Here is a 26,982-nt window from a genome sequence, read left to right on the forward strand (position 1 = left end):
GCGGGTGCCGTCGCCGGGGCCGGTGCCGCCGGGGCGGTCATCACGGCGGGTGCGGCCGTCGCCTCGTGGGCCGTCCCGGCCCGTACGTCGGCCAGCAGCCGCAGGAAGGTGTGCTCGTCGATGACCGGCACGCCTTCGGCGAGTGCGCGTCGGGCCTTCGCCGAATCGCGCGCCGGCTCGTTGGTGACCAGCACGCTGGTGTGCCGGCTCACGGAGGCCATCATGTTCAGCCCGGCGGCAACCGCACGTCCGACCAGCTCCGCCCGGGCGTGCGCCGTGTCCCCGGTGATCGCGATCTTCATCCCCTGCCGGAGCGGCCCGCCGGGAGTCAGCCGCCCCGGGTTGCGGTAGGCGCAGGGGGTCTTGGGCGGCTGAGGCGTGAAACGGGACTCCGCACGGGGTGGGCAGGCCACGAGTGGCAAGGGCAGATCGAGCTGTGCCGCCTGGCGCAGCGAGGCCCGCAGGATCCCGGCCAGCACCCGGGTGTCGTCCAGCGCGTCGTGCGCGTGCTGCTGGGGAACGCCGTAGTGAGCGGCGAGGGTGCCGAGTTTCATGTCGTCCGTAGGCGGATCCACCTGGCGGTTCAGGGCCAGCGTGCACAGGCGTTGGGACACCGGCAGCCACATTCGCGCTCGGGCGAACTCGTGGGCCAGGAAGTCGTAGTCGAACTGGGCGTTGTGGGCGACCAGAACGCGGTCCTGGAGCATTGCCCCGATCCGGCCGGCGACCTGGTCGAAGGTGGGCGCGCCCTGCAACCGCTCGGCGGTCAGCCCGTGCACATGCACCGGCCCCGGATCGCACCCCGGATTGAGCAGCGTCGAGAACTCCGCGGTCTGCTCGCCGTCCGGACCGATCGTCACCACGGCGACGGACAGCACCCGGTCCCGCCGGGCCACGAGCCCTGAGGTTTCCACGTCGACCAACGCCCAGTCATGGGCGTATTGGTCCGTTGCGGGCACGTCGAACGAGGCGGAGGCGAGACTCATGGCGCCAAGGATGATCCGATATACAACGCCCCTTCAAGCTGTATGACGATTTTCCACCTTCTGGAACACCCTTACGGGGATGCTGTGTTGGGCCCTCGGCCGAGAGAGCCCACCAGCGGCGCGGCTCGGGTCTCCGGCGGGGGCGATCGGCTCCCATCCGTCCGGAACCCCGTACGGGTACGGGTGGTGCCATCCGGAACCCCGCACGGGTGGTGTCGGGATGCGCTCCGGGTGCGGCGGCACCGGTTCGGACGCAGACTGACCAGGTGAGCCGTACGCACGCGCAACGAAACGAGAACACATCAGGTGCCGGACGCGCGGCCTCCCAGCCGCTGGCGCTCGCGGCGATGATGTTCGCGGTGGCGATGACGTTCATCGACCAGACGATCGTGTCGATCGCGGCGCCCGACATCGTCTCCGAACTCGGCCTTTCCGCCTCCGGCATGCAGTGGGTGGTCAACGCCTATCTGCTGTCCCTGGCCGCGTTCTTCGCCGTCGGCGGACGCCTGGCCGACCTGTGGGGACCACGTCGGGTCGTCGTGGCAGGCACCCTGATCTTCGTCATCTCCTCCGCGCTGTGCGGCTGCGTACCCGACGGGGACTACGCACTGACGTGGCTCGTCGCCTTCCGCGCGACCCAGGGCCTCGGCGCCGCGCTGCTCTTCCCCGCCGCGCTCGCGGTCGTCGTGGCGGTGTTCCCGATCGAGCGGCGGGGGCGCGCCCTGGCCCTGTTCTTCGGCCTCACCGGTGCCCTCACCGCCGTGGGACCGCTGCTCGGCGGCTGGCTGACCACCTGGACCTGGCGGGCGATCTTCTGGGTCAACGTCCCCGTCGCCGTCGTCGCGCTGATCCTCACCGCGCTCGCCCACATCTCCGACCGGCGACGCGACGAACCGCTGGACGTCAAGGGCGCTGTGCTGGTCGCCGTCGGCATGGGCACGAGCGTGCTCGGCTTCCAGCAGGCGTCGGCCTGGGGCTGGGACAGCTGGGCGACGTGGGCCTGCGTCGTGGGCGGCCTCGCGGTTCTGTACGTCTTCTGCCGCTACGAACTGCGGACCCGCCACCCCCTGATCAACCTGTCGGTCTTCCGCGACCGCGCCTTCACGGTGGACTCGCTGGTCCTCTTCTTCGCGATGCTGGCGTTCGTCCCCGTGTTCTTCTTCGCCTCGGTCTACGCCCAGGTCTCCCTCAGCGCCTCGGCCAACCAGGCCGCCCTGTACCTGCTGTACTTCTTCGTGGGGTTCGCCATCGCCTCCCAGTGGGGCGGTCGCATCCTCGACAAGCGGGGAGCCCGCCCCGCATTGAAGATCGGCTGTGTGGTGGGCGCCGTCGGGTTCGCGCTCTGGGCCGGCAAACTGACCGACCTGTCCATGCACAACCAGTGGCCGTACGTCGCCCTCGCCGGCGCGGGCATCGGGTTCATCCTCGCCCCGGCCTCGACGGACGCCGTGAACCGGGCGATCGACGCCTCCTACGGCGAGGTCACGGGCATCACCCAGACCGTCCGCAACTACGCGGCCAGCATCGGACTCGCCGTCTTCGGCACCATGCTGACGCACACCATGACGGACAACGTGGAGAGCACCCTCCGGGCCCGCGGGGTACCGGCGGACGAGGTCGACTCCGTGGCCGGGGACGTGACGCAGTCGATCACGGGCCAGGCGGACGCCCGCACCCCCACCGGAGACGGCCCGGTCGCGACGACCATGCGCGATGCGATGTCCTCGATCCGCATGGACTTCGCCGAGGCCAACCAGTGGGTGTTCTACGGCATGGCCGTAGCACTCGGCATCGGCTTCCTCTGCGCCCTGCGCCACCCGGGCGGCCAGGTGGCGCAGGACGACGAGACGCCCGCGCAGACCCCCGTACGCCATTGAGCGCGGCCTCTGCCCGGCCCAGCCATTTTGACGCCGACCTCGCTGAGCTGGCCGAACTCGCCGACCTCAAAGAGTGGCCTGGCTTCAGTGGTCGGCCGGCGTGGGTGAGATCTGCTGCATGAGGCTGATCATGTCCGGGGCGACCCACTCCTCGGCGATCTTGTCGCCTTCGATGCGGTAGAGCTCGACGCTCCGGAAGCTGACCTGTCGGTCCGTCGCCGGGATCCCCTGGAAGGTGCCCCGGTGCGTGCCGCGGAAGTGGACCCGTACGGCCACCTTGTCGCCGGCGCCGAACATGTCCTCGACGCTGATCTGCAGGTCCGGGAAGCCCTCCCACATGGCCTGAGCCCCCAGCCGCCAGATCTGCGGGCCGTGCAGCGGGTCGGGTACGCCGGGGACGTTGGCGATGAAGTTCTCCGTCAGCAACTCGACACACGCGTCCAGCTCGCCGCGCTCCAGCGTCTTGTAGGCCGTGCGCAGCAGAGCCAGGTTCTTCTCGGTGGTGGTGGTCATCTCGGCCATCTCGGTGTCCTCTCCAGGGGATCGCTGCGACGAGCGCAGTGATCGCTCCGATCCGTACGGCTCAGTAGAAACCCTGCCGTTGCGTCAAGGTCAAGAAAGGCTTGAGGCTCCCGCAGGGCGCCCCCGAGCAGGCCATCGAGCGCCCGAGTCGCCATGAGGCGCAGCGGAAACTGCCTCGCTGAACGCCGACCGGCGCCCGTAGCATCCGTGCGTGCAACGCATCCTCGTCGCCGGCATCACCGGAGCCGGAAAAACCACCATGGCGCAGGCCCTCTCCGCCCGGCTCCAGCTGCCGTTCCACGAGATGGACGCGCTCGTGTTCACCGGCCCCGGCTGGACGGTCGACCCCGGCTTTCACCAACAGGTCGCGAAGATCGCCGCCACCCCCGCCTGGATCTTCGACTCCTTCGGCCACCCCGAGGTCCGCGACCTGTTGTGGACCGGCGCCGACACCGTGATCTGGCTCGACTACCCCAGAGCCGTCGTCATGCCGCGCGTACTGCGCAGATCCCTGCGACGGACCCTGCTGCGCGAGCGGGTCTTCGGCGGCAATGTGGAGACCCTGTCCTCCTGGTTCAGCGGCGACCACCCGGCATGGTCGTCCTGGACCGAGCACGCGGGTCGGCGCGCCGAGATCGACCGCCGCACGACCGACCCGCGCTTCGCGCCGCTGAACGTCATCCACCTGCGTTCCCCGCGAGAGGCGACCGCGTGGCTGCGCGGTCGGCCTCACCCCACCTCTGGTTAGCCGCGCGGTGCCGCGGACCGGTTGGGCATGGTGAGTGTCTGGTTCAGCGCGGCGAGGCCGTCCGCGTAGATGCCGTGGAAGAGGGCGATGGCCTCGTCGTCGCCGACGCCGTCCGGTGTGAAGGTGCCGGACCACTCCACGCGGGACGTGTCCTGCCCGGGGACCTCGTGCACCGTGAGGGTGGAGAGGTAGCCGGTGACGGGGAAGGGCGCCTGGAGGATGGAGTAGCTGTAGGTGCGGGCCTTGTCGTCGAAGGCTTCGAGACGCTCGACGATCACACCGCCGTCCTCGTTGCGGAGACTGCGGACCCGTCCGCCGTCGCTGAGTTCGCTGGCGGGGATGTACGGGAGCCAGTCGGGCAGTGAGTCGAAGCCGCCGATGAGCTGCCAGACGCGGTCGGGCGAGGCGGGGATGTCGAGGGATGCGGCGGTCGTGGCCACGGGATCCTCCTGCGGGTGTGCGGGTGTGGTGGGCGTGGAGCGTGCGAGGCGGCCGGGTCAGGCGGTGGCGGGTACCGGAGCGTCCTGCGCTATCAGCCGCTCCTCGCGCAGGTCCGTCCAGAACGCGGCCGGGATCGTCTCGCCGAGAGCGGCGACGTCCTCGGCGATGCGGCTGGGCTTGGTCGCGCCGGGGATGACGGCCGCCGTCGCCGGGTGGGCGAGGGAGAACTGCAGCGCGGCGGACTTGATGCCGACCCCGTGCCGCTCGGCGAGCGCCTTGATCCGCTCCACCTTGTCGATGATGTGCGCGGGCGCCTGCTGGTACTCGAAGTGCGTTCCTCCGGCGAGGATGCCCGAGCTGTACGGGCCGCCGACCACGATGTCGACGTCCTGGGCGGCAGCGGCAGGCAGCAGCCGCTGCAGGGCCCGGTCGTGGTCGAGGAGGGTGTAGCGGCCCGCGAGGAGGAAGGCGTCGGGCTTCGGCTCGTCCAGGTCGAGGGTGAGCTCCAGGGGCTCAACGCGGTTCACGCCAAGGCCCCAGCCCTTGATGACGCCCTCTTCACGCAGCTTCTGCAGTACGCGGAACGCGCCGGTGCGGGCGGTCTCGTAGGCGGCCAGCCACTCGTCCCCGTAGAAGTCCTGGGCGACGTCGTGCACCCACACGATGTCGAGGCGGTCCGTCCGCAGGCGCTTGAGGCTGTCCTCGATGGAGCGGAGGGTGGCGTCGGCGGTGTAGTCGTTGACCATCTTGTTCGGGCGCCCGTGTTCGAAGAGGCCGCCCTTCTCGCCGAGGTCGCGTACGGCCGGGTCCTCGATCTCGTCGAAGATCACGCGGCCGACCTTCGTGCTGAGGACGAACTCGTCGCGCGGGTGCTGCGCGAGTACGTCGCCGAGCCGGATCTCGGAGAGGCCTGCACCGTAGAAGGGCGCGGTGTCGAAGTAGCGGATGCCCTGGTCCCAGGCGGCTTCGACGGTGGCCGCGGCCTCCTCGTCCGGGATGGCGCGGAACATGTTGCCGAGGGGGGCGGTGCCGAAGCCGAGGGTGCCGGGCAGGAGGGGCTTGATGCTCATGGGGGGATCCTTGCGATAGCGAGGGTGATACCGATTGCGGCGGATTCGTCACTCAATGTGCGATCCGTCGGCCTTGCGTGTTCGAGGTTAGGATCCATGGATGAGACTGTCCAAGACTTGCTTCGACATACTTGAGTCCTCCGAGGTCCTACATGCTTGACCTGCGTCAACTCCGCTACTTCGTCGCCGTCGCCGAGGCCGAACACGTCGGCCGCGCCGCCGAGCAGCTGCACATCTCCCAGTCGCCCCTCAGTCGGCAGATCGCCCAGCTGGAGAAGAACCTGGGCCTGACCCTTTTCGAACGCAGCCAGCAGCGCATCCGGCTGACCTCCGACGGCCGGGTCTTCCTGACCGAGGCGCACGCCCTGCTGCGCCACGCGGACCGGCTGGAGAACCTCGGCCGACGGCTCGGCCGCGGCGAGGAGGGCGGCCTGTGCATCGGCTACGTGGCCGACGCCATGCACACGGGCGTCCTGCCCACCGCCCTGCGCACCCTGCGCGATCAACGCCCCGGCATTCACGTCGCGCTTTACGACCAGGAGTCGGCCGAGCAGTTCGAGGGACTGCGCCAGCGCAGCCTGGACATCGCTCTGGTGCGCACGCCGCCGTCCGAGGACGACCCGGACCTGAACACGGCCCCATTGCTGCAGGATCCCCTGCTGCTCGCGCTGCCCGCGGAGCATCCCCTCGCGGGGCAGGAGGAGTTGACCCCCGAAGCCCTCGACGGGCAGCCGTGGATCGCGGTGGGCGACTCCCACGACCCGGCCTGGCGCGACACGTTCGTCGCCTCGTGCGTGGCCTCCGGCTTCACCCCGGACATCCGTCTCGACGCGGCCGATCCACTCACAGCACTGGGCCTGGTCGCCTCCGGTCTCGGCCTCGCGCTCATCCAGAAGAGCATGATGCGCGGCACGACCGACGGTGTCGCGGTGCGTGAACTGCCCTGGCACGGAGGGTCTGTTCAGCTGTGGGCGGCCTGGCACCGGGTCGATCTCCGCCCCGTGGTGGCCTCGTTCCGCGAGACCGTCCTCGCGGGCCGGGACGACGCCTGAACGAGGGCGTAGTGCGGGGGCCGGGGACGGCAACGACACCATCGACACCAAGGCCCCCTGCGAGGCGTGACTCGGAGCGTGGCCGATTTACTCCCGCTCTGTGCAACCCGGCAACCGATGTGGCCGAGGAGGCACCTGTGGGGCAATTGTTTACGTCGTGTAAAGGCGCATGTCGCCCTCGTCCCATGCCCGTTCGGACGTGAACGGCAAGACCCTATTCCGGACAACTGTCTGTTCAGGCCATGACACTGACGACCTTTCAGTGTGAAGATCTTCACGCCGCGCGGCACTCATCGCACGTTCTCCCCGGATGGCCGACACCGTCATCCGGTCTTCCCCCACGGCCGTCATCGAGCGGCCGGAAGGAGCAGGAGTGCCGAGATCCTTACGTCCCCGCAGGCCCGGACCGTCTCGTAGCCCGCAGCGCGTCGCCGGAGGTGCGCTGGTCGTCGTGACCGCCCTCATCGCCGCGGCGACCGCTCCGGCGACCGGAGCATCCGCCCAGCCGAACCAGGGCCCGGCGGCCCCGGCCCGGATCGCCGCGGAGCCCAGAGCGGGCGCGGCTCCCGTCCCGCTCACCCCCGCCCAGCGTGCCGGCCTTCTGAAGTCGGCGGCGAACTCCGCCAAGGCCACCGCCGGTGCCCTGAAACTGGGCGCCAAGGAGAAGTTGCTGCCGAAGGACGTCATCAAGGACGCCGACGGCACCGTCCACACCCGCTACGAGCGCACCTTCGCCGGACTCCCCGTCCTCGGCGGTGACTTGGTGGTCCATCAGCGCGCCGCCGGCCGGACCGTCACCAGGGCGACCGACGCTCCGGTGTCCGTACCGACGACCGACGCCACGGTCGCCGCCTCGACGGCGAAGAAGTCGGCGCTCGCCGCCGCCAAGGCCGACGGCACCGGGCAGGTGCGCGCGGACGGAGCACCGCGACTGGTCGTCTGGGCGGCCGACGGCGCACCCGCCCTCGCCTGGGAGTCGGTGGTCACCGGCGTCGAGGACGACGGCTCTCCGCGCGAGGTGCATGTCGTCACCGACGCGAAGAGCGGCAAGAAGGTCCGGGAGTTCGAGACCATCCACCCCGGCGTGGGCAAAGGCCAGTTCAGCGGCGAGGTCGACCTCGGCAGCACACGTAACGGAGACGTCTTCGAACTGACCGACACCCAGCGCGGCGGCCACAAGACGTACGACCTGGGCGGCGCCACGAGTGGCACAGGCACGCTCTTCACCGGGGCCGACGACATCTGGGGCGACGGCGACCCGGCCAACCGCGAGACCGCCGCCGCGGACGCCGCGTACGGCGCCCAGAAGACCTGGGACTTCTACCACGACCAGTTCGGCCGCAACGGCATAGCCAACGACGGTGTCGGCGCGTCCTCCCGGGTCCACTTCGGGAACAACGTTGTCAACGCCTACTGGGACGACGACTGCTTCTGCATGCTCTACGGAGACGGCAAGGACAACGCGAACCCGCTGACCGCGCTCGACGTCGCCGCCCATGAGATGACCCACGGCGTCACCAGCGCCACGGCGGACCTGTACTACTACAACGGCGAGTCCGGCGGTCTGAACGAGGGCAGCAGCGACATCATGGCCGCCGCCGTGGAGTTCTTCACGAACAACCCGAACGACGTACCCGACTACGAGGTCGGCGAGCGGATCGACATCAACGGCGACGGCACCCCGCTGCGTTACATGGACAAGCCCTCCAAGGACGGCCTGTCCCAGGACTACTGGTCCACCGAGACCGAAGGGCTCGACCCGCACTTCTCCTCCGGCGTGGCGAACCACTTCTTCTACCTCCTCGCCGAGGGCAGCGGAGCGAAGACCGTCAACGGCGTCGGCTACGACAGCCCGACCCACGACGGCGAGCCGGTCCCCGGCCTCGGCCTGCACAACGCCACGAACGTCTGGTACCGGGCGCTGACCACGTACATGACGTCCACCACCGACTACGCGGGCGCCCGCGTAGCGACCCTCCAGGCCGCCGCCGACCTGTTCGGCCGGTCCAGCGAGGCGTACGAGGCCGTCGGCAACACCTGGGCAGCGGTGAACGTCGGTCCGCGCTTCGTCAACCACGTCGCGCTGACGGCGCCGGCCGGCCAGGAGTCCGCGGTCGGCCAGCCCGCCACGCTGAAGATCACGGCGGACACCAGCCGTCCGGGCGGTCTCACCTACGGGGCCACCGGCCTGCCCGACGGACTGGCCATCGACCACGAGACCGGTGTGATCTCCGGAATCCCGGCAGAGACAGGGGAGTTCACCCCGACCGTGACGGCGAGCGCCGCGGACGGATCCGGAGCCGAGGCGGGCTTCGTCTGGAACGTCATCGCCTCCGGCGGCGACTTCTTCGTCAACCCGGGCAATGTGCGGATCCCCGACGCGGGCGATCCGGTCGAGTCCCCGCTCATCGTGACCGGCCGCACCGGCAACGCGCCGAGCACCCTCCAGGTCTCGGTGGACATCGTCCACACCTACCGCGGCGACCTGGTGATCGATCTGGTCGGCCCCGGCGGCACCACGTACCCGCTGAAGGACGTCTCCGACGACGACGGCGACGACGTGCACGCGACGTACACCGTCGACGCCTCCGCCGAACCGGCCGACGGCACCTGGAAGCTCCGCGTCCAGGACCGCTACCAGGTCGACACGGGCTACATCGACAGCTGGAAGCTGACCTTCTGATCCACCCTCCCGGGTCTGTGGTGCCGGCGGGCACCACAGACCCGGGGACAGGCGTCGAAGGCCGGGGCCCCTGGGGCGAAACCGCCCACCAGGTCGGTCAGTTGCGGGCTTTACGGCCGGAGACGGCCTACCCCCGCCGGGCACCGCCGGGGACAATGAGGCGTTGGCCGGCTGCCGCCGGGCCTCGTCGGTCACGCCGTGGCCGTGTCCCGCCGCAGCCGCGAGCCATCACGTGTCCCCGACGGGATGTCGGGGACACAGACGCGCCCTTCGTAACCGCGCACGCACCGGCATCACGGCACCACATCACGGCACGGAAGCACGGCACGCCCGGCGACCGGCCGGGCGCGCTTGAACCTGACCGACCGTCTTCGGGGAGATTCGGGTGATGACAGCACGCGGTACCACCATCAGACGTTCCCGGCTCGCCGCCTCGGTGCTGAGCCTGCTCGTCGTGGCCGCCCTGGCGGTGTCCGGCACCAACGCGACCGCGGCGCCCACGGCAGGCGCCGCACCATCCGCCGCCTCGGTGTCCGGCGCGGCCTCGGCCGTCGGATCCCTGGGAGTTGCCGGGACGAGCTGGGCCGTGGACGAGCGGACCGGGCAGCTGCGAGTGCTCGCCGACTCCACGGTCGGGGAAGCGGATCTGGCCGCAGTCCGTCGGGCCACCGGCCGCTTCGCCGGTGCCGTCACCGTGGAACGGGTCGACGGCCGGCTGCGCACCCTCCTGTCGGGCGGCGACGCCATCTACGCGTCCAGCTGGCGCTGTTCGGTCGGGGTCAACGTGCAGAGCGGCTCCACCTACTACTTCGTCACCGCGGGCCACTGCACCGACGGCCTGCCCACCTGGTACACCAGTTCCGGCCTCACCACGATGGTCGGCCCCACCACCGGCACGAGCTTCCCCGGCAACGACTTCGGTGTCGTGCGGTACTCCAACCCGGCCGTGCCGCACCCCGGCACCATCGGAACCGTCGACGTCACCGGGACCGCGACCGCCTACGTCGGCCAGAGCGTCTGCCGTCGTGGATCGACCACCGGTGTCCGCTGCGGCCGGGTCACCGCGCTCAACGCGACCGTCAACTACGGGAGCGGAGACATCGTCTACGGGCTGATCCAGACCAACATCTGCGCCGAGCCCGGTGACAGCGGCGGTCCCCTCTACGCAGGCGACAAGGTCATCGGCATCCTCTCCGGCGGCTCAGGCAACTGCACCTCGGGAGGGACAACCTTCTATCAGCCGATCCAGGAGGTGCTGAGCGCCTACGGCCTGACCGTCTACTGACGAGTTGCCGGCCTCGGGCGGGCGGAGGACCAGCCCGAGGCCGCTACTTCACGACCCGCTTCGTCAACTGCTGCACACCTCTAGACATCCGATCTATTTCCCGGCGACGATGATCGCGCCCTCGACAGGTGTCGATGTGGCTGCGACCTCCTCTGCGATAGAGCCGATGAATGGGCCGGGAGACCTCACCGTGATCAATGAATCCCAACCGCAGCGACGAAGCGTCCTCAAGTTCGGCGGAGCCTTCGCCGTCGCACCCCTGATCACTCAGCTGACCGGCGGAATCCCCGCGGGCCAGGCCGTCGCCGCGGGGACCGGCGCTCCGGCCGCCGTCCAGTGGCCGACCCTGTCGCGCAAGGCGCTGAAGTACTCCGTGCCCGCCCTGGACTGGCAGTCGCAGGCCCTGCCGATCGGCAACGGCCGACTCGGCGCCATGCTCTTCGCCGATCCCTACGAGGAGCGCATCCAGTTCAACGAACAGAGCCTGTGGGGCGGGGTCAACAACTACGACAACGCTCTCGCCGGCAAGCCGGACAGCGACTTCGACACGGGCATGACCGGCTTCGGCTCGTACCGGAACTTCGGCGACGTCGTCGTCACCTTCGCTCCCCGTGCGAGACCGAAGATCACGGCCCCGGGAGGACCGTACAACAGCTCCTCGTCGGAGGGCGTCGACAGGACGTACGACGGTGAATCGAGCACCAAGTGGTGCATCGACGGGCCCGGTTCGAAGGTTCAGTGGCAGGTCGAGCTCCCCGAACCCGCCGAGGTCGCGTCCTACCGTCTGACGAGCGCCAACGACGTGCCGGAGCGCGACCCTCAGGAGTGGAAGTTCTCCGGTTCGGCCGACGGAACCACCTGGACCACGCTGGACAGCCGCACGTTGGACGCGCCCTTCGAGAGCCGCTTCCAGACGAAGGAGTTCACCTGCGCCGACACGGGCACCGGCACCGCGGCCCACCGCTTCTACCGCTTCGACTTCGTACCCAAGTCAGGTGTCAGTCACTTCCAGTTGAGCGAGATCGGCCTGTCCGGCGTCGACCTCTACGGGGGCGGTTCGATCTATCTGTCGTCACCGAGCGGGCACTCCAAGGGCGCCGGTGCTGATTCAGGTTCCGGAGCCAAGTCCCGGGGCACGGACATCTCCAGATCGGTGGACGGCGATCCGGCCACGGTCTGGCGGGTCGACGACGCCGAGCCGAAGGTCGTATGGCAGGCCGATCTGCCCCGCGCGGTCGCCGTGACCTCGTACGCGCTGACCGCCGCCCCGGACCGGCCGCGGGACGACCCCCGGCGGTGGGTGCTGGAGGCGTCGAAGGACGGGCGTGCCTGGACGACCCTCGACACGCAGAGCCCCGGAGCGCCGTTCGCCGACCGCGGGAAGACCCGGACGTTCCGGATCACCAACACCACGGCCTACCGCGCCTATCGGCTGACCCTGACCCCCGGCGCGTCCTCCCGAGGCTTCCAGATCGCGGAGATCGCGCTGGAAGGTGCGGGCTTCGACACGCGCACGCAGCGGTCGGTCGTCGACTACCAGCGCAGCCTCGACTTCGTGAACGGCGTCCATGCCACCCGCTTCGGCGCGCCCGGACAGCGCGTCCTGCGCGAGGCCTTCGCCAGCCGGTCCGCGGACGTCATGGTCTTCCGGTACACGGCGGACGGCACCCGGCAACTCTCCGGAGCGATCTCGCTGACGTCCGGACAGGACGAGGCCCCGACGACCGTCGACGCCGGCGCCGGGCGGATCGCCTTCAGCGGTGTCATGGGCAACGGACTCAAGCACACATGCACCGTCCGGGCCGTGCGCACAGACGGCGAACTCCGCGCCGACGGGGCGGCGCTCCGGTTCAGCGGCTGCACGACCCTGACCCTGTTCCTCGACGCCCGCACCGACTACAAGCTCGACGCCGCCGCCGGGTGGCGCGGACCCGATCCGGCACCCATCGTCGCCAGGACGCTCGCCAAGGCGACCGCCCGGTCCTACAGCAAACTGCGCGACGAGCACACCGCCGAGATACGCGCCCTCATGAACCGGGTCTCGGTCGCCTGGGGCACGTCCGACAACGCCGTCGTCGCCCTGCCGACCGACGCCCGGCTCGAACGTTACGCGGCGGGCGGCGAGGACCCGACACTTGAACAGGCCATGTTCGACTACGGCCGCTATCTGCTGATCAGTTCCTCCCGCCCGAACGGCCTGCCCGCCAACCTCCAGGGCCTCTGGAACGACAGCAACCAGCCGGCGTGGGCCTCCGACTACCACACCAACATCAACATCCAGATGAACTACTGGGGCGCCGAGACGACGAACCTGCCGGAGAGTCATGAGGCGCTCGTCCGGTTCATCGAACAGGTGGCGGTGCCCAGCCGCGTGGCGACGCGCAACGCCTTCGGCAAGGACACGCGCGGCTGGACCGCCCGCACCAGCCAGAGCATCTTCGGCGGCAACTCCTGGGAGTGGAACACCGTCGCGAGCGCCTGGTACGCCCAACACCTGTACGAGCACTGGGCGTTCACCCAGAACCTGAGCTACCTCCGAACCGTCGCCTACCCGATGATCAAGGAGATCTGCGAGTTCTGGGAGGACCACCTCAAGGAACGTGAGGACGGACTTCTCGTCGCACCGAACGGCTGGTCACCCGAGCACGGGCCGCGCGAGGACGGCGTGATGTACGACCAGCAGATCATCTGGGACCTGTTCCAGAACTACCTGGACTGCGAGGCGGCACTCAAGGCGGACCCCGCGTACCGGGCCAAGGTCACGGACATGCAGGCACGCCTCGCGCCGAACAAGATCGGCAAGTGGGGTCAACTCCAGGAGTGGCAGGAGGACTTGGACGACCCGGCCGACATCCACCGCCACACCTCGCACCTCTTCGCGGTCTATCCGGGCCGCCAGATCACCCCGAAGGCACGCGACTTCGCGGCCGCCGCCCTCGTCTCGCTCAAGGCGCGGTGCGGTGAGAAGGAAGGCGTTCCGTTCACGGCCGGGACGGTGTCGGGCGACAGCCGCCGCTCGTGGACCTGGCCCTGGCGGGCGGCCCTCTTCGCGCGTCTCGGTGACGGGCACCGCGCCCAGATCATGCTGCGCGGACTGCTGACCTACAACACGCTGCCCAACATGTTCGGCAACCACCCGCCCTTCCAGATGGACGGCAACTTCGGCATCACGGGCGCCGTGGCCGAGATGCTCCTGCAGAGCCACGACGGCGTCATCCACCTGCTGCCCGCCCTGCCGGACGGCTGGAAGGCCAACGGGTCCTTCACCGGGCTCCGCGCCCGCGGCGGCTACGAGATCGACTGCGAGTGGCGGAACGGGAAGGTCACGTCGTACCGAATCGTGGCCGACCGGGCGCGGAACCGGGGGAGCGTCACCGTGCGGGTGAACGGCGTCGACAGGAAGGTGAAGCCGGTCAAGCCCTGACGGGGGACACCGGATCGCTGCCGAAGCAGTCATGCCGACGGCCGCCCGCCCCGCCGCCCGAAGCGCATCGGAGCGGATCGGAGCGGCACGGTCGTCGGCATGGCAGCTCACCGAAGGCCCGACGCTGTGGCCGCCCGGCTGCCGCAGGCTCACCCCCCGGGCCGGGTCAGGGACTCATCGGCCCGGCCAACGCGTCGAGGACCGGTCCTCCCGCCAGACCGAGCCCGACGGAGACGACCGTGGCCGCGTACGCGACGACGCGTGCCGTACGGTCCCCCTCGGCGAGGCCCGGGGAAGCGCCGCGTGAGACCACGGGCACGATCCAGCGCAGGTAGTAGAAGAGGGACGCCACGGTGTTGACGGCGGCGAGGACGGCCAGCCACGCGTAACCACCGTCGAACACGGCGCTGAACGCCTGGAGTTTACCGAGGAAGACCGCGGTGGGCGGGGTGCCGACGAGGCCCAGCAGGCAGACGACCAGGCTCGCCGCAAGCAGCGGGCGGTCCCTGGCGAGCCCCCGGTAGTCGTCCAGCGTGTGGGCCTGGGGGAGGGCGCAGACGACCGCGAACGCCCCGAGGTTGGTGACCGTGTAGGCCGCGAGGTAGTACAGGAAGGCCTGTTGCGCGAGATCCGAGCGGTCCACCACGGCCACCGGCATGAGCAGGTAGCCGACCTGACTGATCGTCGAGTAGGCGAGCAGACGCTTGACGTCCTGCTGGAAGAACGCGCCGAGGTTGCCGAGCGTCATCGAAGCGGCGGCGAGCACGGCGATCAACGCCGGCCACGGCAGGGGGCTGCCCGCGAAGACATCGTCACCGACGCGGAAGAGCGCGGCGAGCGCCCCGATCTTGGGCAGCGTGGTGAGCAGCGCGGCCACCGGCGCACTGCTGCCCTGCACGGCGTCCGGCACCCAGAAGTGCGCCGGTACGCCGCCGGCCTTGAACAGCACACCCGCCAGCAGCCCGATCGCACCGACGGCGACCAGCGGCTCCGGGGCGTCGCGCAGCGCGTCACCCAGCATCGGATACAAGGTCGCGCGCCCGGCCGCGTACAGGACGGTGACACCGGCCAGCAGAAGCACGCCGAGCAGGGCGCCGACCACGTAGAACTTGAGGGCGGCCTCGGTACCCGGACCGTCCTTGCGGAACCCGGCGAGCGTGTACGCGGGAATGCTCGCCAGGAGATACGCGGCGGCGAACAGCAGCAGGTCCTGGGTCCCGGCCATCATCAGGGCACCCAGGGCTGCCAGTTGGACCAGGACGTAGAACTCGCTCTCCCGGGGATCCCCTCGCAGGGGGCGGAAGGAGACACCGAGGACGAGGAGCGTGCCGCCGAGGACGACGATCCGGGACGCGCCGGTCACGGGATCGACGGCGAAGGCCTCGCCGAAGGCCGTAGTGGAGGGCTCGGTGGCCGCGACCGACGCCGCGACGATTCCCGCCACGCACGCGACGACCGCCAGCAGTCCCACGACCCACTGCCGGGCGCGCGGCAGCCAGGAGCCGAGCAGCAGCCCGAGTACGGCCGAGGCCGCCAGCAGCACTTCGGGCAGCAGATCGAGCGGGTTCTCGTTCATCTCGGTCATCGGGCGAGCAACTCCAGGACCGAGCGCGAGGCCGGCTCGACGACGTCCAGCAGGAAGCGCGGCGCAACGCCGAGGACGACGGCCAGGACAAGCAACGGAGCCACCGAGAGACTCTCGTGCCCCCGCATGTCGGGGAACACCCGCGGTGTGCCCGGTGCGTCGGGCAGCCGCAACGGCCCCGTGAACACCTGGCGCAGCGCCCGCAGGAACAGCCCGGCCGTGAGGACGATGCCGAGCACCGACAGCGCCGTGGCCAGCGGCTGAGGCCCGAGACTTCCCGTGAAGATCTGGAACTCGGCGACGAAGCCGGAGAAGCCCGGCAGCCCGAGCGAGGCGAAGGCCGCGACGCCCGTCATCGCGGCGAACGCGGGCGCCACGGCGGCGAGTCCGGAGTAGGCGCCCATGTCGTAGGTGCGCCCGCGTTCGTGGAGCACCCCCGCGAGGAGGAACAGTGCACCGGTCAGCAGCCCGTGGCTCACCATCTGGGTCACGGCTCCGGTGACGGCGAGGGAACGCGCCTGCTCGGAGCTGTCCGCCGTCGCGGCGGCAGCGCCGAGGGCCAGCACGATGTATCCCATGTGGTTCACGGAGGTGTACGCGACCATCCGCTTGAAGTCGGTCTGCGCGAGCGCGACCAGCGCCCCGTGGAGGACCGAGACCACGCCGATCACGACCAGCACGAGGGCGTACTCCCGCCAGGCCTCGGGGAGGATCGGCATGGCGATACGTACGAATCCGTACGTGCCCATCTTCAGCAGCACCCCGGCCAGGATCGCCGAACCGGCCGCGGGCGCCTCGACATGGGCCGGCGGCAGCCAGGTGTGGAAGGGCACGGTCGGGGTCTTCACCGCCAGACCGACCACGACGGCCAGCAGCACCAGGGCCCCGTAGACAGACCGCCCGGCGAGCGGGTTCTGCTCGGTCAGCTCGACGATGTCGAAGGTGTGCGGCGACGCGGCGAGGTACAGGCCGATGAAGCCGAGCAGCAGGGCGAGCGACCCGATGAACGTGTAGAGGAAGAACTTCAGCGCGGCGCGGGCGGCCTGCCGGTGGCCCCATCCGGCGATGACGAAGTACATCGCCACGATGGACAGGTCGAAGAAGACGAAGAAGAGGATCAGGTCGAGGGCGACGAAGAGCCCGAGGCAGGTGGTCTGAAGGAAGAGGAAAAGTGCCGCGAACTCACGGATCCGGCGGTTCTCGCGCAGCGAGTAGAGCGCGCAGGCGAGGAACAGCAGACAGGTCAGGGCGAGCAGTGGAAGAGACAGGCCGTCGACGCCGACGTGGTAACTGACCCCCGCGCCCGGAATCCAGCGGGCGCGCTCCTCGAACTGCATGCCCCCGCCCGGCTCGTACCCTGCCCACACCACGACGACCAGGGCCAGTTCGACGGCCGACGCCGCTACCCAGACCGCGCGGAACACGGCCGGTGCCGTACGGCGGGGCAGCGCGAACAACAGCAGCGCGACGGCCGTGGGCGCGAAGACGAGGGCGGTCAGCAAGCGGATCACCTCACGAGGACGAGGACGACGGCGAGGACGGTGAAGGCGGCGACCGCCTGGGCGAGGTACTGGTGTAGCTGTCCGGTCTGTGGGCGGCGGGCCCAGCGGCCGAGGGCACGGGTTCCGGCGGCGACCGCACCGACCGTGCCGTCGAGGGAACGTTCCACGACGTCGTTCGTCCAGCGGGCGAGCCGGACGGTGGCGGAGGCCGAACCGTCGACAGCGCGGTCCAGCACCTTGTCGTCGAAGGCCGCGGCGGCGCGCGCCAGCCGCATCGTGGGCGCGACCAGCATGACATGAGCCGCGCGTTCGAGCCCCAGCCAGTCGGCGGGCCCTGACTTCACCCGCGCGGCCAGGGGCAGCGGGCGTGCGCCCCAGCCCCAGGCTGCCGCGGCGGCCAAGAGAGCCAGACCGGCGGAGAGTACGAACTCCCAGGTATGTGGGGCGGGTTGACCGGAGGCGGCGAGGACACGGCTCACGCTGTCGCGTACCGGAGGGAAGGCCGGAACCACCAGTGCCACGCAAGCGACGGCCAACAGGACGAGAGGCCACACGGCACCGGCCGGGATGCGCCGGGCATCGGGACGCGCCACCGCCGGACGCCACACGAACCACAACGCCTTGGCGCTGTAGACCGCGGACAGGAGGGCTCCGGCGAGCCCGGCCGCGTACAGCCACGGACTGCGCTCCAAGGCACCGGCGAGCAGTACGTCCTTGGCGGCCCAGAGCGAGAGCGGCGGAAGCCCGGCCAGGGAGAGCGCGGCGACGGTGAAGGCCGTGCCGACCGTACGGTGATGGCGGGCCGCGCCGAGGAGCGCGGGCAGTTGCTGGGTGCCCAGCGCGGTCAGCCAGGCACCCGCCGCGAGAAACAGCAGACTCTTCGCCGCCGCGTGAGCGACGAGTTGAAGCGTGCCGCCGGTCGTCGCGCCCGCCCCGGCCGCCAGGACCATGAAGCCGATCTGCGCACAACTCGACGCGGCCAGCAGCTGTTTGAGGTCGGTCTGCGCCACCGCGACGAGCCCGAGGAGGACGGCTGTGGCCGCACCCGTCCAGGCGACCACGTCGTCGCCCCAGCCGGAGGCGTCCAGCAGAGGTCCGGTCCGCAGCAGCAGGTACGCGCCGGCGACGACCATGGTCGCCGAGTGGAGCAGGGCCGAGACCGGACTCGGGCCCCGCATCGCCTTCGACAGCCAGAAGCTGAAGGGGAGTTGGGCCGACTTGCCGAGGGCGGCGACGACCACGCCCGCGGTGATGAAGGACAGCCACGGCTCCTCTGCCCGGGCGAGGCCGTCGAGCGAGAGCGACGAGTTCCGACCGCCGCCGCTCGCGAGGGCGGCGCCGGCCGCCAGATAGAGACCGAGGTCCGCGGTCCGGGTCGTGAGGAACGCGGTGTCGGCCGCGCTCGTACGCTCCGGGTCCCGCCACCAGTAGCCGATCAGCGCCCAGGAGGTGGCACCCATGACCTCCCAGCCCATCAGCAGCACCGGGAGGTTGGCGGCGGTGACCGTGACGAGCATGCTCCCGGCGAACAGCAGCATCAGCCCGAAGAACCGCGCCCGCGCCTCTCCAGAGCCGAACTCCGCCGCGCTGAAGAGGAGTACGACGAGGGTGACCGCGGTGACGGTGACCGCCAGCAGCCCCGACAGACCGTCCACGGTGAGTCGCATCGGCAGACCGTCGAGGAACGGTGCCCGCGCGCTCGGGTGCCGGAACGCCGCGGCGACGGCGAGGCCCAGCGCGGTGGCCGAGACCGCGAGCGCCACGCCCGGTGCCGCACGATCGGCCCGCCGCCCCACCACCAGGAGCAGCACACCGGCGCCGAGGGGCAGGGCGACCAGCGCCCACAGCAGAGCGCTCACTCCTTCAACTCCGCCGCCATGTCGGTCATGTCGATCTCCCGCGACCGGAACAGGGCGGTGACGACGGCGAACCCGATCGCCATCTCCAGGGCCATCGCCGTGACCGCCACGACGATCAGGACCTGTCCCTCGGACGCCGCCGGAGCGATGTAGTGCCACGCTGCCGCGGCGGCCAGGATGACCCCGCCGAGCATCAGCTCAAGGCCCATCATCAGCATCACGATGGACTGCTGGGTGAGGGCACCGAACAGACCGACGCAGAACAGGGCGGCGGCCAGCAGCAGAAACAGTTCCAGAGTCACCGGCCGACACCACCCCGTACGGGATCGTCCGCGCGCCGCGCCCGCAGGTCGTCGCCGAACCGGTCGTACCGTCCCCGGCGGGTGGCCAGCACCACGGTCGCGACGATCGTCGCGAACAGGGCCATGCCCAGGGTCATCATCGTGAGCATCTGCGGGCCCATGAGCGACATGCCGAGTTCCATGGTCGGATCGGCCGGTGCCTTGCCCCGGCGGGCGGGCCAGGGTGCGAGCAGGATCCCGGCGGCCAGCAGCGCGAACACCAGGCCGCAGACGACCGCCGCGCCCTTCTTGTTGTGGATCATCGTCATCGGCATGAGCCCGGCCGGGTTCATCATGTACATCACCATGAAGACCGCCATGATGGCCATCTCGATCGTCATCATCAGCACGATGACGATGCCCAGGTAGTCCAGTCCCAGCAGGACGACCAGCCCGCCCACGCACAGCAGCGAGGCCAGCAGGGAGAACGTCGCCCGCGCCATGGAGTCGAAGCGGAACACCATCACCGCGCCGGCCACCGCAAGGACGGCCAGCACCCAGAAGACCGCGACATCCATCGGCTTACGTCACCTCGCTTCCGTCAGGGAACTCACCGGTTCAGCACCACCACGGCCACGACCAGCGCCTGCACGATCGCCAGCGGGGTCAGCACGACCCAGGCCAGCTCCAGATAGCGCTCCATGCGCACGGTCGGAATCGCGCGCCGGACCCCCACCAGGAAGGCCAGGACGGCGGCCGTCTTGAGTACGGTCCAGGCCCAGCCGGGCAGCAGCGGCCCGTGCCCGCCGCCCAGGAAGAGCGGCACACTGAACGCCGCGGCCACGACCAGCAACAGCCACCGGCCGCCCAGGAACAGCACCCGGTCCGCGCCCGACAGCTCGGCTCCCGCGCCGCCCGCCACGTCCCGACCGGCGGGCTGGTCGAACGGCCCCCAGAACGCCATCGCCATCGCGCTCAGCAGATAGATCACGAACGCCACCGGCATCCACACCACGAACCACAACCCGGCCTGGGCGTCGACGACTTCACCGACCCGGAGCGACTCTGCGCCCAGCGCGGCCGTGGTGATGGCCAGCATGTGCGGCAGCTCGTACGCCAGCCCCTGCGCGAGGAAGCGGTAGCCGCCGATGAGCGAGAGCGTCGAGTTCGGCCCCCAGCCCGCCAGCCAGACCGCCGCCCACGCCAACGCCTCCATCGCGTTGAACCAGACGATCCCTTCCGGCAGATCACTCACCGACCGGAATCCGAGGGGCAGTACGACCGCCGCCAGGACGGCGGCGACGGGAAGGAGGCCGGCTCCGATCCGGGCCAGGGGCAGGTCCGACGCCCGGGTCCGACGAGGCTGCTGGACGAGATGCCGGAGGACCTGGCGGCCGGGTTCCACCGCGCGGACCGCCGTCTCCCGCAGCGATCCGGGCCGCCCGCGCCGGGCCCCGGCCGCGAGCACGGCGTCGAACCCGGCCGTCACCAGGGCCGCCCCGACCAGCAGAGCGGGCAGCACGAACACCGCCCACAGCGGAGTGCGCTCAACCATGGCTGTGGACCGTCCCGGGCGCCGGCACATGAGTCAGCTCGTCGAGATCCGGATCCAGGCTCGCGACGATGATCCGCGCACAGGCGAACTCCGTTCCTTCGAGCAGCCGGGGCAGACTGTCCAGCAGGGCCCTCGACGGAGGCACCGGCGTGTCGAGTCTCCCGCGAGGTCCTACGACCTCGGCGGTGTCCAGCGCTTCGGTGACATCGCAGGTCGCCGCACTCCGACCCACCGCTTCGAGCCACACGAGCATGCGGCTGTACGCGTCCCCGTCCGCGACCAGGGCCGGACCTGTCACCCCACGCTGACGTGCCTGCTCGGCGGGCAGCGTTCCGAGGCCTGTCGTCAGCCACCGCAGCGTCCGCGAGCGCTCGGCCCGACGGATCAACGGGCGTACGAGGGAGGTGAGTTCGGCGGCGGTGGCTCCGGCAAGGGCGCGATCCCGTACGTGGCGGGTGCGCGCGGCCATGTCGTCCCAACCGGCCACGGCGAAGAACCTGCCCAGGCTGTCCAGGTGGGCCGCGCACAGTCGTCGCGCCGCGTCGCCGCGCGAAATGTGCTCGCCGCTGGCCGCACGCAGCCACGGTTCGTCCCAGAAAGGCGGACTCGGGGACGGGGGAGTGGCCACCGGTTCGACGGTGACCTCCTGAACGATGTCGCCCTGGAGAGTCAGGTGCAGGATCAGCCCCGCGGGCCAGTCGGCGAGTACTGGCCCCAACGGCACGTGCAGCACGTCGAGCCGCAGACCGTCCCGGTCGTCGGCCCGGTCCGCCATGGGCAGTCCCTCGACGAGGCCCATGGCGTGCCCCGCGTGACCGTGATGCCCACCGTGCATGTCGTGACCGCCGTGGTCCGAATGCGGCGCCGTGCCACCGTCCTGTTGGTGCTCGTGGTGCTCGTGGTGGGCCTCGTGGGCGTGATCGTCCTCGTGTTCTCCGCGCACAAGGTCCGCCAGCCCGCTGTCCAGAGCGTCGGCGGCCCGCTCGGGATCAGTGACCCACACCCGGACCTTGGGCGCCGGAATGCCCTGCCACAGCCCCGCGACCCAGTCGCTCTCCCCACCCTCGCCCCTGCCCTCACCCTCGTGGTCGCCGGCGATGACCAGCAGATCGGCCTCCGCCGGCCCGCTCACACACGGCCACCCGCGACGCGCCAACTCCGCTTCCACCGCGAGCCGTTGCCGCGTGGCACCGGGGTACACCGCGAGGAGAACGCCCGGCCGCGACACGGCCGCCCGCACGAGTGCTCGCCTCAGCTCCACCGGAACGCCCCCTCGCGCCAGGCGTACGCGACGCCCGCGAGCAGGATGCCCAGGAAGAGGAACATCTCGACGACCGCGCTGGTGCCGACGGCCGAGACGACCTTCGTCCACGGGTACATGAAGAGCATCTCCATGTCGAAGGCGAGGAAGACCATCGTGACGGGGTACCAGCGCACGTGGAACCGGGAGAGCGGGTGTTCCTGAGGTTCGAGACCACCGCTGAACGGGCCGGTGTGCACGGGCTCGCGGACCGCCCGCAGTGCGACGGACAGGGCATGGAGGAGTACGACGGCCGCGACGATCAGTACGAGGAGTACGAGTACCGGTTGCCAGTCCGATGTCGCCACAAGGGCCCCTTCCCGACGATCGCTCTCGGACGGTCACCACGGCAGGCAGCATGTCAGCAGCCAGGGGCGTAAGGAACGCACGACACCTGCCTCCGGTCAGTTCGCCGCGCGGAACGAGCGCAGCCGCAGGGAGTTGCCCACGACGAACACCGAGGAGAAGGCCATGGCCGCTCCTGCGATCATCGGATTGAGCAGACCGGCCGCGGCGAGCGGCAGGGCGGCCACGTTGTAGGCGAAGGCCCAGAAGAGGTTGGACCGGATGGTGCCGAGGGTGCGACGGGCGAGGCGGATGGCGTCGGCCGCGGCGCGCAGATCACCTCGTACGAGCGTCAGGTCGCCGGCCTCGATCGCGGCGTCCGTGCCCGTGCCCATGGCCAGGCCCAGGTCGGCCTGGGCGAGGGCGGCGGCGTCGTTGACGCCGTCGCCGACCATCGCGACCGAACGGCCCTCGTCCTGAAGCCGCTTGACGACGTCGACCTTGTCCTGCGGCAGGACCTCGGCGATGACGTCCTCGGGTGCGATGCCGACCTCGCGGGCGACCGACTCGGCGACGGCCCGGTTGTCTCCGGTCAGCAGGATCGGTGTCAGGCCGAGCGCGCGCAGCCGCGTGATCGCCTCCGCGCTGGTCTCCTTCACGGCGTCGGCGATTTCGAGGACCGCGCGTGCCTCGCCGTCCCAGGCGACTGCGATGGCAGTGCGTCCGGCTGTCTCGGCTTCGGCCTTCGCCCGGGTCAGGTGCTCGGGCAGTTCCATGGCCCACTCGGAGAGCAGCCGCTCACGGCCCACGAGAACCGCGTTACCGTCGACGATGCCCTGCACACCGAGACCGGGCACGTTCGCGAAGTCCTCGGGGGTGGGCAGCGAACCCAGCTTCCCAATCGCCCCGTCGGCGACCGCGCGGGCGATCGGGTGCTCGGAGGAGTGCTCCAACGCGCCGGCCAGGCGCAGGACTTCGGCCTCGTCGGTGCTGTCGGCGGTGTGCACGGCCAGCAGGGTCATACGGCCCGTGGTGACGGTGCCGGTCTTGTCGAGCACGATGGTGTCGACCTTGCGGGTGGACTCCAGGACCTCCGGGCCCTTGATCAGGATGCCGAGCTGGGCGCCGCGGCCGGTGCCGACCATCAGCGCGGTAGGGGTGGCCAGACCGAGGGCGCACGGGCAGGCGATGATCAGTACGGCGACTGCCGCGGTGAACGCCGCCGTCAGCCCGGACCCGTTGCCCAGCCAGAAACCGAGGGTGCCGAGCGCGAGTGCGATGACGACCGGCACGAACACGGCGGAGATGCGGTCCGCGAGGCGCTGTGCGGCGGCCTTCCCGTTCTGCGCGTCCTCCACCAGCCGGGCCATCCGGGCGAGTTGGGTGTCGGCGCCGACCCGGGTGGCCTCGACGACCAGTCGGCCTCCCGCGTTGATCGTGGCGCCGGTGACCGGGTCGCCCGTGGAGACCTCCACCGGCACGGACTCGCCGGTGAGCATCGAGGCGTCCACCGCCGAGGAGCCCTCGACGACCGTCCCGTCCGTGGCGATCTTCTCGCCCGGGCGTACGAGGAAGCGGTCGCCGACCTTCAACTCGGCGGTCGGGACGGTCTGTTCGCGGCCGTCGGGGCGCAGCAGGGTGACGTCCTTCGCGCCCAGCTCAAGCAGTGCCTTGAGCGCCGCGCCCGCCTTCCGCTTGGAGCGGGCCTCGAAGTACCGGCCGGCCAGGATGAAGGCGGTCACGCCTGCGGCGGCCTCCAGATAGATGTTCCCGGCTCCGTCGCCGCGGGCGATCGTCAGCTCGAAGGGGTGCGTCATGCCGGGCGTGCCCGCGGTGCCGAGGAACAGGGCCCACAGCGACCACAGGAACGCGGCCGAGGTGCCCACCGAGATCAGCGTGTCCATGGTGGCCGCGCCGTGCCGCGCGTTGGTGAACGCGGCCTTGTGGAACGGCCAGGCGGCATACGTCACGACCGGCGCCGCAAGCGTCAGGGACAGCCACTGCCAGTACTCGAACTGCAGGGCCGGGATCATCGCCATCGCGACGACGGGAACGGCCAGCACCACCGCGGTGATCAACCGCTCGCGCAGAGGCCGCAGTTCGTCGTCCGCGCCCGCCGATTCGTCGTCGCCCTCGGGCTGGGTGTGTACGGGCTCCGGCTTGCGGGCGGTGTATCCGGTCTTCTCGACGGTGGCTATCAGGTCCTGGACGGAGACGTCACCGTCGTAGGCGACCTTGGCCTTCTCGGTGGCGTAGTTGACGGTGGCGGTGACCCCGTCCATGCGGTTGAGCTTCTTCTCGATACGCGCCGCGCACGAGGCGCAGGTCATGCCGCCGATGGCGAGCTCTACCTCGGCGCCGGTCGTCGTGGTGGTCATGGCTGCTCCTCGTACGGGGTGGGTGGCCGGAGCCCGGCGATGCGCGGGTCCCGGCCGGTGCGGGGGAGTACCCGGGGTCAGGCCCGGCCGGTCAGCTCGTAGCCGGCGTCGTCGACGACCTCGGCGATGAGCGTGTCGTCCGGCTCGGCGGTGCCGACGACGGTGACCCGCCCGGTGTCGAGGTCGACGTCGACCCCGGTCACGCCGTCCAGCTCGCCGATGACCTTGGTGAGCGTGGCCTTGCAGTGGCCGCACGTCATGCCGGAAACGGCGTAGGTCGTGGTGACGGTGACGCCCTCGGTGACCGTCGTGCGGTCGGTGGTGGCGGTCGAGCAGGAGCCGTCGGTGGAGCAGCAGGACGAGGACATGGGTTCCTCCTGGTGAGTACAGCCGGTCGGTCATGAATACGGGGTGGGGGTATCTGTGTCGAGAACCTGTATACCCCTGTAGGGTATCTGGCGCAAGGTGTTCGGTCGCCTTGACTTTATACCCCCTAGGGGTATGTTGAAGTGCATGGAGGGGCCTCGCCTCCCAGTCATCGGCCCCCGTCCCTCAGGAGATGGCCATGCATACCGGAGTGAAGATCACCGCGTTCGCCGCCGCACTCGCCGCGACCTTCGGCACCGCCTACGGCGTGGGCCAGGGCATCGACCCCGTCGTCGCGGACCGCGAGCCCGCGAGCCACGACACCCACGCCGAACCGTCACCGGAGCCGGAAGGAGGCGGCGGCCACGATGAGCACGAATCGGCGCCGGAGGGCCGTGCGCTCCCGGCCGGCGGACTGCAGATCTCCGAGAACGGCTACACGCTCGACCTGAAGACCCCCCGGATCGAAGCCCGGCAGCGCGCCGCCCTGCGCTTCACCATCCAGGACGAGAACGGCCGCGCGGTGACCTCGTACAAGCGCGAACACGAGAAGGAACTCCACCTCATCGTGGCCTCGCGCGACCTGGTCACCTACCGCCATGTGCACCCCACCCGCGCCGCCGACGGCACCTGGAGCATCCCCGTCGAGCTGCCCCGGGCAGGCGACTACCGGGTCTTCGCCGACTTCACCCCGGCGAAGAAGGGGGCCGAGAACCTCACCCTCGGCGCCGACCTCGCGGCCTCGGGCCCGTACGAGCCGAAGGGGCTGCCGGCAGCGAACGCGACGGCCAAGGTCGACGGTTACGAGGTCAAGCTGGCGGGTGGCCTGCGACCGGGCGCGGCCGGTGAGCTGGAGCTGAACGTCTCACGGGACGGCAAGCCCGTCACCGACCTCCAGCCCTATCTCGGCGCCTACGGCCACCTGGTCGCCCTGCGTTCCGGCGACCTCGCGTACCTCCACGTCCACCCCAACGGCGAACCCGGCGACGGAAAGACCAAGTCCGGCCCCGGCATCTCGTTCACGGCCACCGCGCCGAGCCCGGGCGCGTACCGCCTCTTCCTCGACTTCAAGCACCAAGGCGTGGTCAGGACCGCCGCGTTCACCGTTCACGCGGGTGGGACGTCGGGCGGCGACGGCGATCACAGCGAGGCCTCAGAAGAGGCCACCGAGGAGACCTCGGGCGGGCACGGGCACTGAAGGGGACCCTCCGTTCTGAGTCGGATCGCCGAACGCCACGTACCAAGTGGGCAAGTAGGGGTCGGCGAACGGCGAGCCGGAGAACGGGCCCGGCTCCCCTGAAGGGTGGCGTCATGACGGGACCGCTCCTGGGCTGGACGTTGGTGGTGTTGGGCGTCGGCGTGGCCGGCGGCAACCTGCTTCGTACGGTTCTCGTCAGAGGCTGGGCCCGGTTCGAAGCGGCGGCCGAGGCCGTGATGGGCGGGGGCATGGCCGTGATGGCCGCGCCGCCGACGGCGGCCCACTACGGCACGTACAGCACCTGGTGGGCCGCGGTGTTCGGCGCCTTCTGTCTCGGAGGCGTGGCACTGTCCGTACGGCATGCCGCCCGAGGCGGTCTGAAGTACCTGCGTCATGGCGGCCACGTCGTGATCGGCAGTGCCGCGATGGTGCTCATGACGCTGGCCATGTCGGGAACGACATCCTCACCCGCTCTCGCGCTGGCCGGTTCCTCCGGGCACGGAGGGATGGCGGGCATGGCCGGCATGGAGAGCGTGGGCGCCCACGGTCACGGCGGTCTGGCCGAGGCGGCCGGCTCAGCGGGAG

22 protein-coding genes are annotated in these 26,982 nt (G+C 70.4%); 8 read left to right on the forward strand and 14 right to left on the reverse strand.

Annotated features, from left to right (window positions below; genetic code table 11):
- Positions 1 to 986, reverse strand: a 986-nt coding sequence (locus AOK17_RS51620) for a DEDDh family exonuclease (RefSeq protein ID WP_206190741.1), incomplete at its 3' end; no start/stop codon positions are given.
- A 347-nt stretch (positions 987 to 1,333) separates the two neighbouring features.
- Here AOK17_RS51620 and AOK17_RS12455 point away from each other — a divergent pair.
- The gene (locus tag AOK17_RS12455) at positions 1,334 to 2,863 is read left to right on the forward strand and encodes an MFS transporter (protein ID WP_055612477.1); all 1,530 of its coding nucleotides are present in this window, start codon (positions 1,334 to 1,336) and stop codon (positions 2,861 to 2,863) included.
- Between the two features lie 84 nt (positions 2,864 to 2,947).
- Here the strand turns inward: AOK17_RS12455 and AOK17_RS12460 are convergent, their stop codons facing one another.
- Positions 2,948 to 3,385 (reverse strand): ester cyclase, encoded by a 438-nt coding sequence (locus tag AOK17_RS12460; protein ID WP_245697111.1) that lies wholly within the window; start codon positions 3,383 to 3,385, stop codon positions 2,948 to 2,950.
- A gap of 211 nt (positions 3,386 to 3,596) precedes the next feature.
- Here AOK17_RS12460 and AOK17_RS12465 point away from each other — a divergent pair, with 211 nt between their 5' ends.
- Positions 3,597 to 4,133, forward strand: coding sequence for a P-loop NTPase family protein (locus AOK17_RS12465; protein ID WP_055612478.1), 537 nt, complete (start codon positions 3,597 to 3,599; stop codon positions 4,131 to 4,133).
- Here the strand turns inward: AOK17_RS12465 and AOK17_RS12470 are convergent.
- Positions 4,130 to 4,573, reverse strand: a complete 444-nt coding sequence (locus AOK17_RS12470) for an SRPBCC family protein (RefSeq protein ID WP_055612479.1) — start codon at positions 4,571 to 4,573, stop codon at positions 4,130 to 4,132. The genes AOK17_RS12465 and AOK17_RS12470 overlap by 4 nt on opposite strands.
- 57 nt (positions 4,574 to 4,630) lie before the next feature.
- Positions 4,631 to 5,644 carry an aldo/keto reductase gene (locus AOK17_RS12475; protein WP_055612480.1) on the reverse strand — a complete coding sequence of 338 codons (1,014 nt, stop codon included), beginning with the start codon at positions 5,642 to 5,644 and terminating at the stop codon, positions 4,631 to 4,633.
- 152 nt (positions 5,645 to 5,796) lie between these two features.
- On the opposite strand from AOK17_RS12475, the gene AOK17_RS12480 reads away from it, so the two are divergent.
- The 4 genes from AOK17_RS12480 (at position 5,797) to AOK17_RS12495 (ending at position 14,088) form a co-directional block, all read left to right on the forward strand.
- Entirely contained in the window at positions 5,797 to 6,696 is a 900-nt protein-coding gene (locus AOK17_RS12480) for a LysR substrate-binding domain-containing protein (RefSeq protein WP_055612481.1), read from the forward strand.
- Between the two features lie 451 nt (positions 6,697 to 7,147).
- A complete protein-coding gene (locus tag AOK17_RS12485) occupies positions 7,148 to 9,379 on the forward strand; it encodes a M4 family metallopeptidase (RefSeq protein ID WP_245697113.1) in 2,232 nt (743 codons plus the stop codon).
- A 388-nt stretch (positions 9,380 to 9,767) separates the two neighbouring features.
- Positions 9,768 to 10,664, forward strand: coding sequence for a S1 family peptidase (locus AOK17_RS12490; RefSeq protein ID WP_055612483.1), 897 nt, complete (start codon positions 9,768 to 9,770; stop codon positions 10,662 to 10,664).
- Positions 10,665 to 10,854: 190 nt separating this feature from the next.
- Positions 10,855 to 14,088: a glycosyl hydrolase family 95 catalytic domain-containing protein gene (locus AOK17_RS12495; RefSeq protein ID WP_055612484.1), complete on the forward strand. Its 3,234-nt coding sequence runs from the start codon at positions 10,855 to 10,857 to the stop codon at positions 14,086 to 14,088.
- Between the two features lie 166 nt (positions 14,089 to 14,254).
- Here AOK17_RS12495 and AOK17_RS12500 read toward each other — a convergent pair whose 3' ends face one another.
- From AOK17_RS12500 to AOK17_RS48350, 10 genes are all read right to left on the reverse strand, one after another.
- A complete protein-coding gene (locus AOK17_RS12500; RefSeq protein ID WP_055612485.1) occupies positions 14,255 to 15,673 on the reverse strand; it encodes an NADH-quinone oxidoreductase subunit N in 1,419 nt (472 codons plus the stop codon).
- Positions 15,670 to 17,175 (reverse strand): complex I subunit 4 family protein, encoded by a 1,506-nt coding sequence (locus tag AOK17_RS12505; protein WP_055612499.1) that lies wholly within the window; start codon positions 17,173 to 17,175, stop codon positions 15,670 to 15,672. The genes AOK17_RS12500 and AOK17_RS12505 overlap by 4 nt, the downstream gene beginning before the upstream one ends.
- Before the next feature lie 5 nt (positions 17,176 to 17,180).
- A complete protein-coding gene (locus AOK17_RS12510) occupies positions 17,181 to 19,034 on the reverse strand; it encodes an NADH-quinone oxidoreductase subunit 5 family protein (protein WP_055612486.1) in 1,854 nt (617 codons plus the stop codon).
- On the reverse strand, positions 19,031 to 19,336 hold the full coding sequence (locus AOK17_RS12515) for an NADH-quinone oxidoreductase subunit K (protein WP_055612487.1): 306 nt from the start codon (positions 19,334 to 19,336) through the stop codon (positions 19,031 to 19,033). Before AOK17_RS12515 ends, AOK17_RS12510 begins: the two co-directional genes overlap by 4 nt.
- On the reverse strand, positions 19,333 to 19,893 hold the full coding sequence (locus AOK17_RS12520) for an NADH-quinone oxidoreductase subunit J (protein ID WP_055612488.1): 561 nt from the start codon (positions 19,891 to 19,893) through the stop codon (positions 19,333 to 19,335). The genes AOK17_RS12515 and AOK17_RS12520 overlap by 4 nt, the downstream gene beginning before the upstream one ends.
- A 32-nt stretch (positions 19,894 to 19,925) precedes the next feature.
- Positions 19,926 to 20,870: an NADH-quinone oxidoreductase subunit H gene (locus AOK17_RS12525; RefSeq protein WP_055612489.1), complete on the reverse strand. Its 945-nt coding sequence runs from the start codon at positions 20,868 to 20,870 to the stop codon at positions 19,926 to 19,928.
- On the reverse strand, positions 20,863 to 22,002 hold the full coding sequence (locus AOK17_RS12530) for a hypothetical protein (RefSeq protein WP_342671502.1): 1,140 nt from the start codon (positions 22,000 to 22,002) through the stop codon (positions 20,863 to 20,865). The genes AOK17_RS12525 and AOK17_RS12530 overlap by 8 nt, the downstream gene beginning before the upstream one ends.
- A 119-nt stretch (positions 22,003 to 22,121) precedes the next feature.
- Positions 22,122 to 22,478, reverse strand: coding sequence for an NADH-quinone oxidoreductase subunit A (locus AOK17_RS12535; RefSeq protein ID WP_055612491.1), 357 nt, complete (start codon positions 22,476 to 22,478; stop codon positions 22,122 to 22,124).
- A 96-nt stretch (positions 22,479 to 22,574) separates the two neighbouring features.
- On the reverse strand, positions 22,575 to 24,833 hold the full coding sequence (locus AOK17_RS12540; protein ID WP_055612492.1) for a heavy metal translocating P-type ATPase: 2,259 nt from the start codon (positions 24,831 to 24,833) through the stop codon (positions 22,575 to 22,577).
- A 77-nt stretch (positions 24,834 to 24,910) separates the two neighbouring features.
- Positions 24,911 to 25,201, reverse strand: a complete 291-nt coding sequence (locus AOK17_RS48350) for a heavy-metal-associated domain-containing protein (RefSeq protein WP_079052971.1) — start codon at positions 25,199 to 25,201, stop codon at positions 24,911 to 24,913.
- Positions 25,202 to 25,398: 197 nt separating this feature from the next.
- Between AOK17_RS48350 and AOK17_RS12550 the strand changes: the two genes are divergently transcribed.
- The gene (locus AOK17_RS12550; RefSeq protein WP_055612493.1) at positions 25,399 to 26,397 is read left to right on the forward strand and encodes a hypothetical protein; all 999 of its coding nucleotides are present in this window, start codon (positions 25,399 to 25,401) and stop codon (positions 26,395 to 26,397) included.
- 113 nt (positions 26,398 to 26,510) lie between these two features.
- Positions 26,511 to 26,982: DUF5134 domain-containing protein (locus AOK17_RS12555; protein ID WP_245697115.1), on the forward strand; the 472-nt coding region annotated here is incomplete at its 3' end.

The organism is Streptomyces phaeochromogenes, from assembly GCF_001418655.1.
Lineage (GTDB): Bacteria > Actinomycetota > Actinomycetes > Streptomycetales > Streptomycetaceae > Streptomyces > Streptomyces phaeochromogenes.

Coding starts and splice junctions, on each gene's coding strand:
- AOK17_RS48350 (WP_079052971.1), bottom strand. CDS start 25,201: ATGTCCTCGTCCTGCTGCTCCACCGACGGCTCCTGCTCGACCGCCACC.
- AOK17_RS12480 (WP_055612481.1), top strand. CDS start 5,797: ATGCTTGACCTGCGTCAACTCCGCTACTTCGTCGCCGTCGCCGAGGCC.
- AOK17_RS12455 (WP_055612477.1), top strand. CDS start 1,334: ATGATGTTCGCGGTGGCGATGACGTTCATCGACCAGACGATCGTGTCG.
- AOK17_RS12550 (WP_055612493.1), top strand. CDS start 25,399: ATGCATACCGGAGTGAAGATCACCGCGTTCGCCGCCGCACTCGCCGCG.
- AOK17_RS12525 (WP_055612489.1), bottom strand. CDS start 20,870: ATGGTTGAGCGCACTCCGCTGTGGGCGGTGTTCGTGCTGCCCGCTCTG.
- AOK17_RS12520 (WP_055612488.1), bottom strand. CDS start 19,893: ATGGATGTCGCGGTCTTCTGGGTGCTGGCCGTCCTTGCGGTGGCCGGC.
- AOK17_RS12540 (WP_055612492.1), bottom strand. CDS start 24,833: ATGACCACCACGACGACCGGCGCCGAGGTAGAGCTCGCCATCGGCGGC.
- AOK17_RS12500 (WP_055612485.1), bottom strand. CDS start 15,673: ATGACCGAGATGAACGAGAACCCGCTCGATCTGCTGCCCGAAGTGCTG.
- AOK17_RS12490 (WP_055612483.1), top strand. CDS start 9,768: ATGACAGCACGCGGTACCACCATCAGACGTTCCCGGCTCGCCGCCTCG.
- AOK17_RS12475 (WP_055612480.1), bottom strand. CDS start 5,644: ATGAGCATCAAGCCCCTCCTGCCCGGCACCCTCGGCTTCGGCACCGCC.
- AOK17_RS12460 (WP_245697111.1), bottom strand. CDS start 3,385: ATGGCCGAGATGACCACCACCACCGAGAAGAACCTGGCTCTGCTGCGC.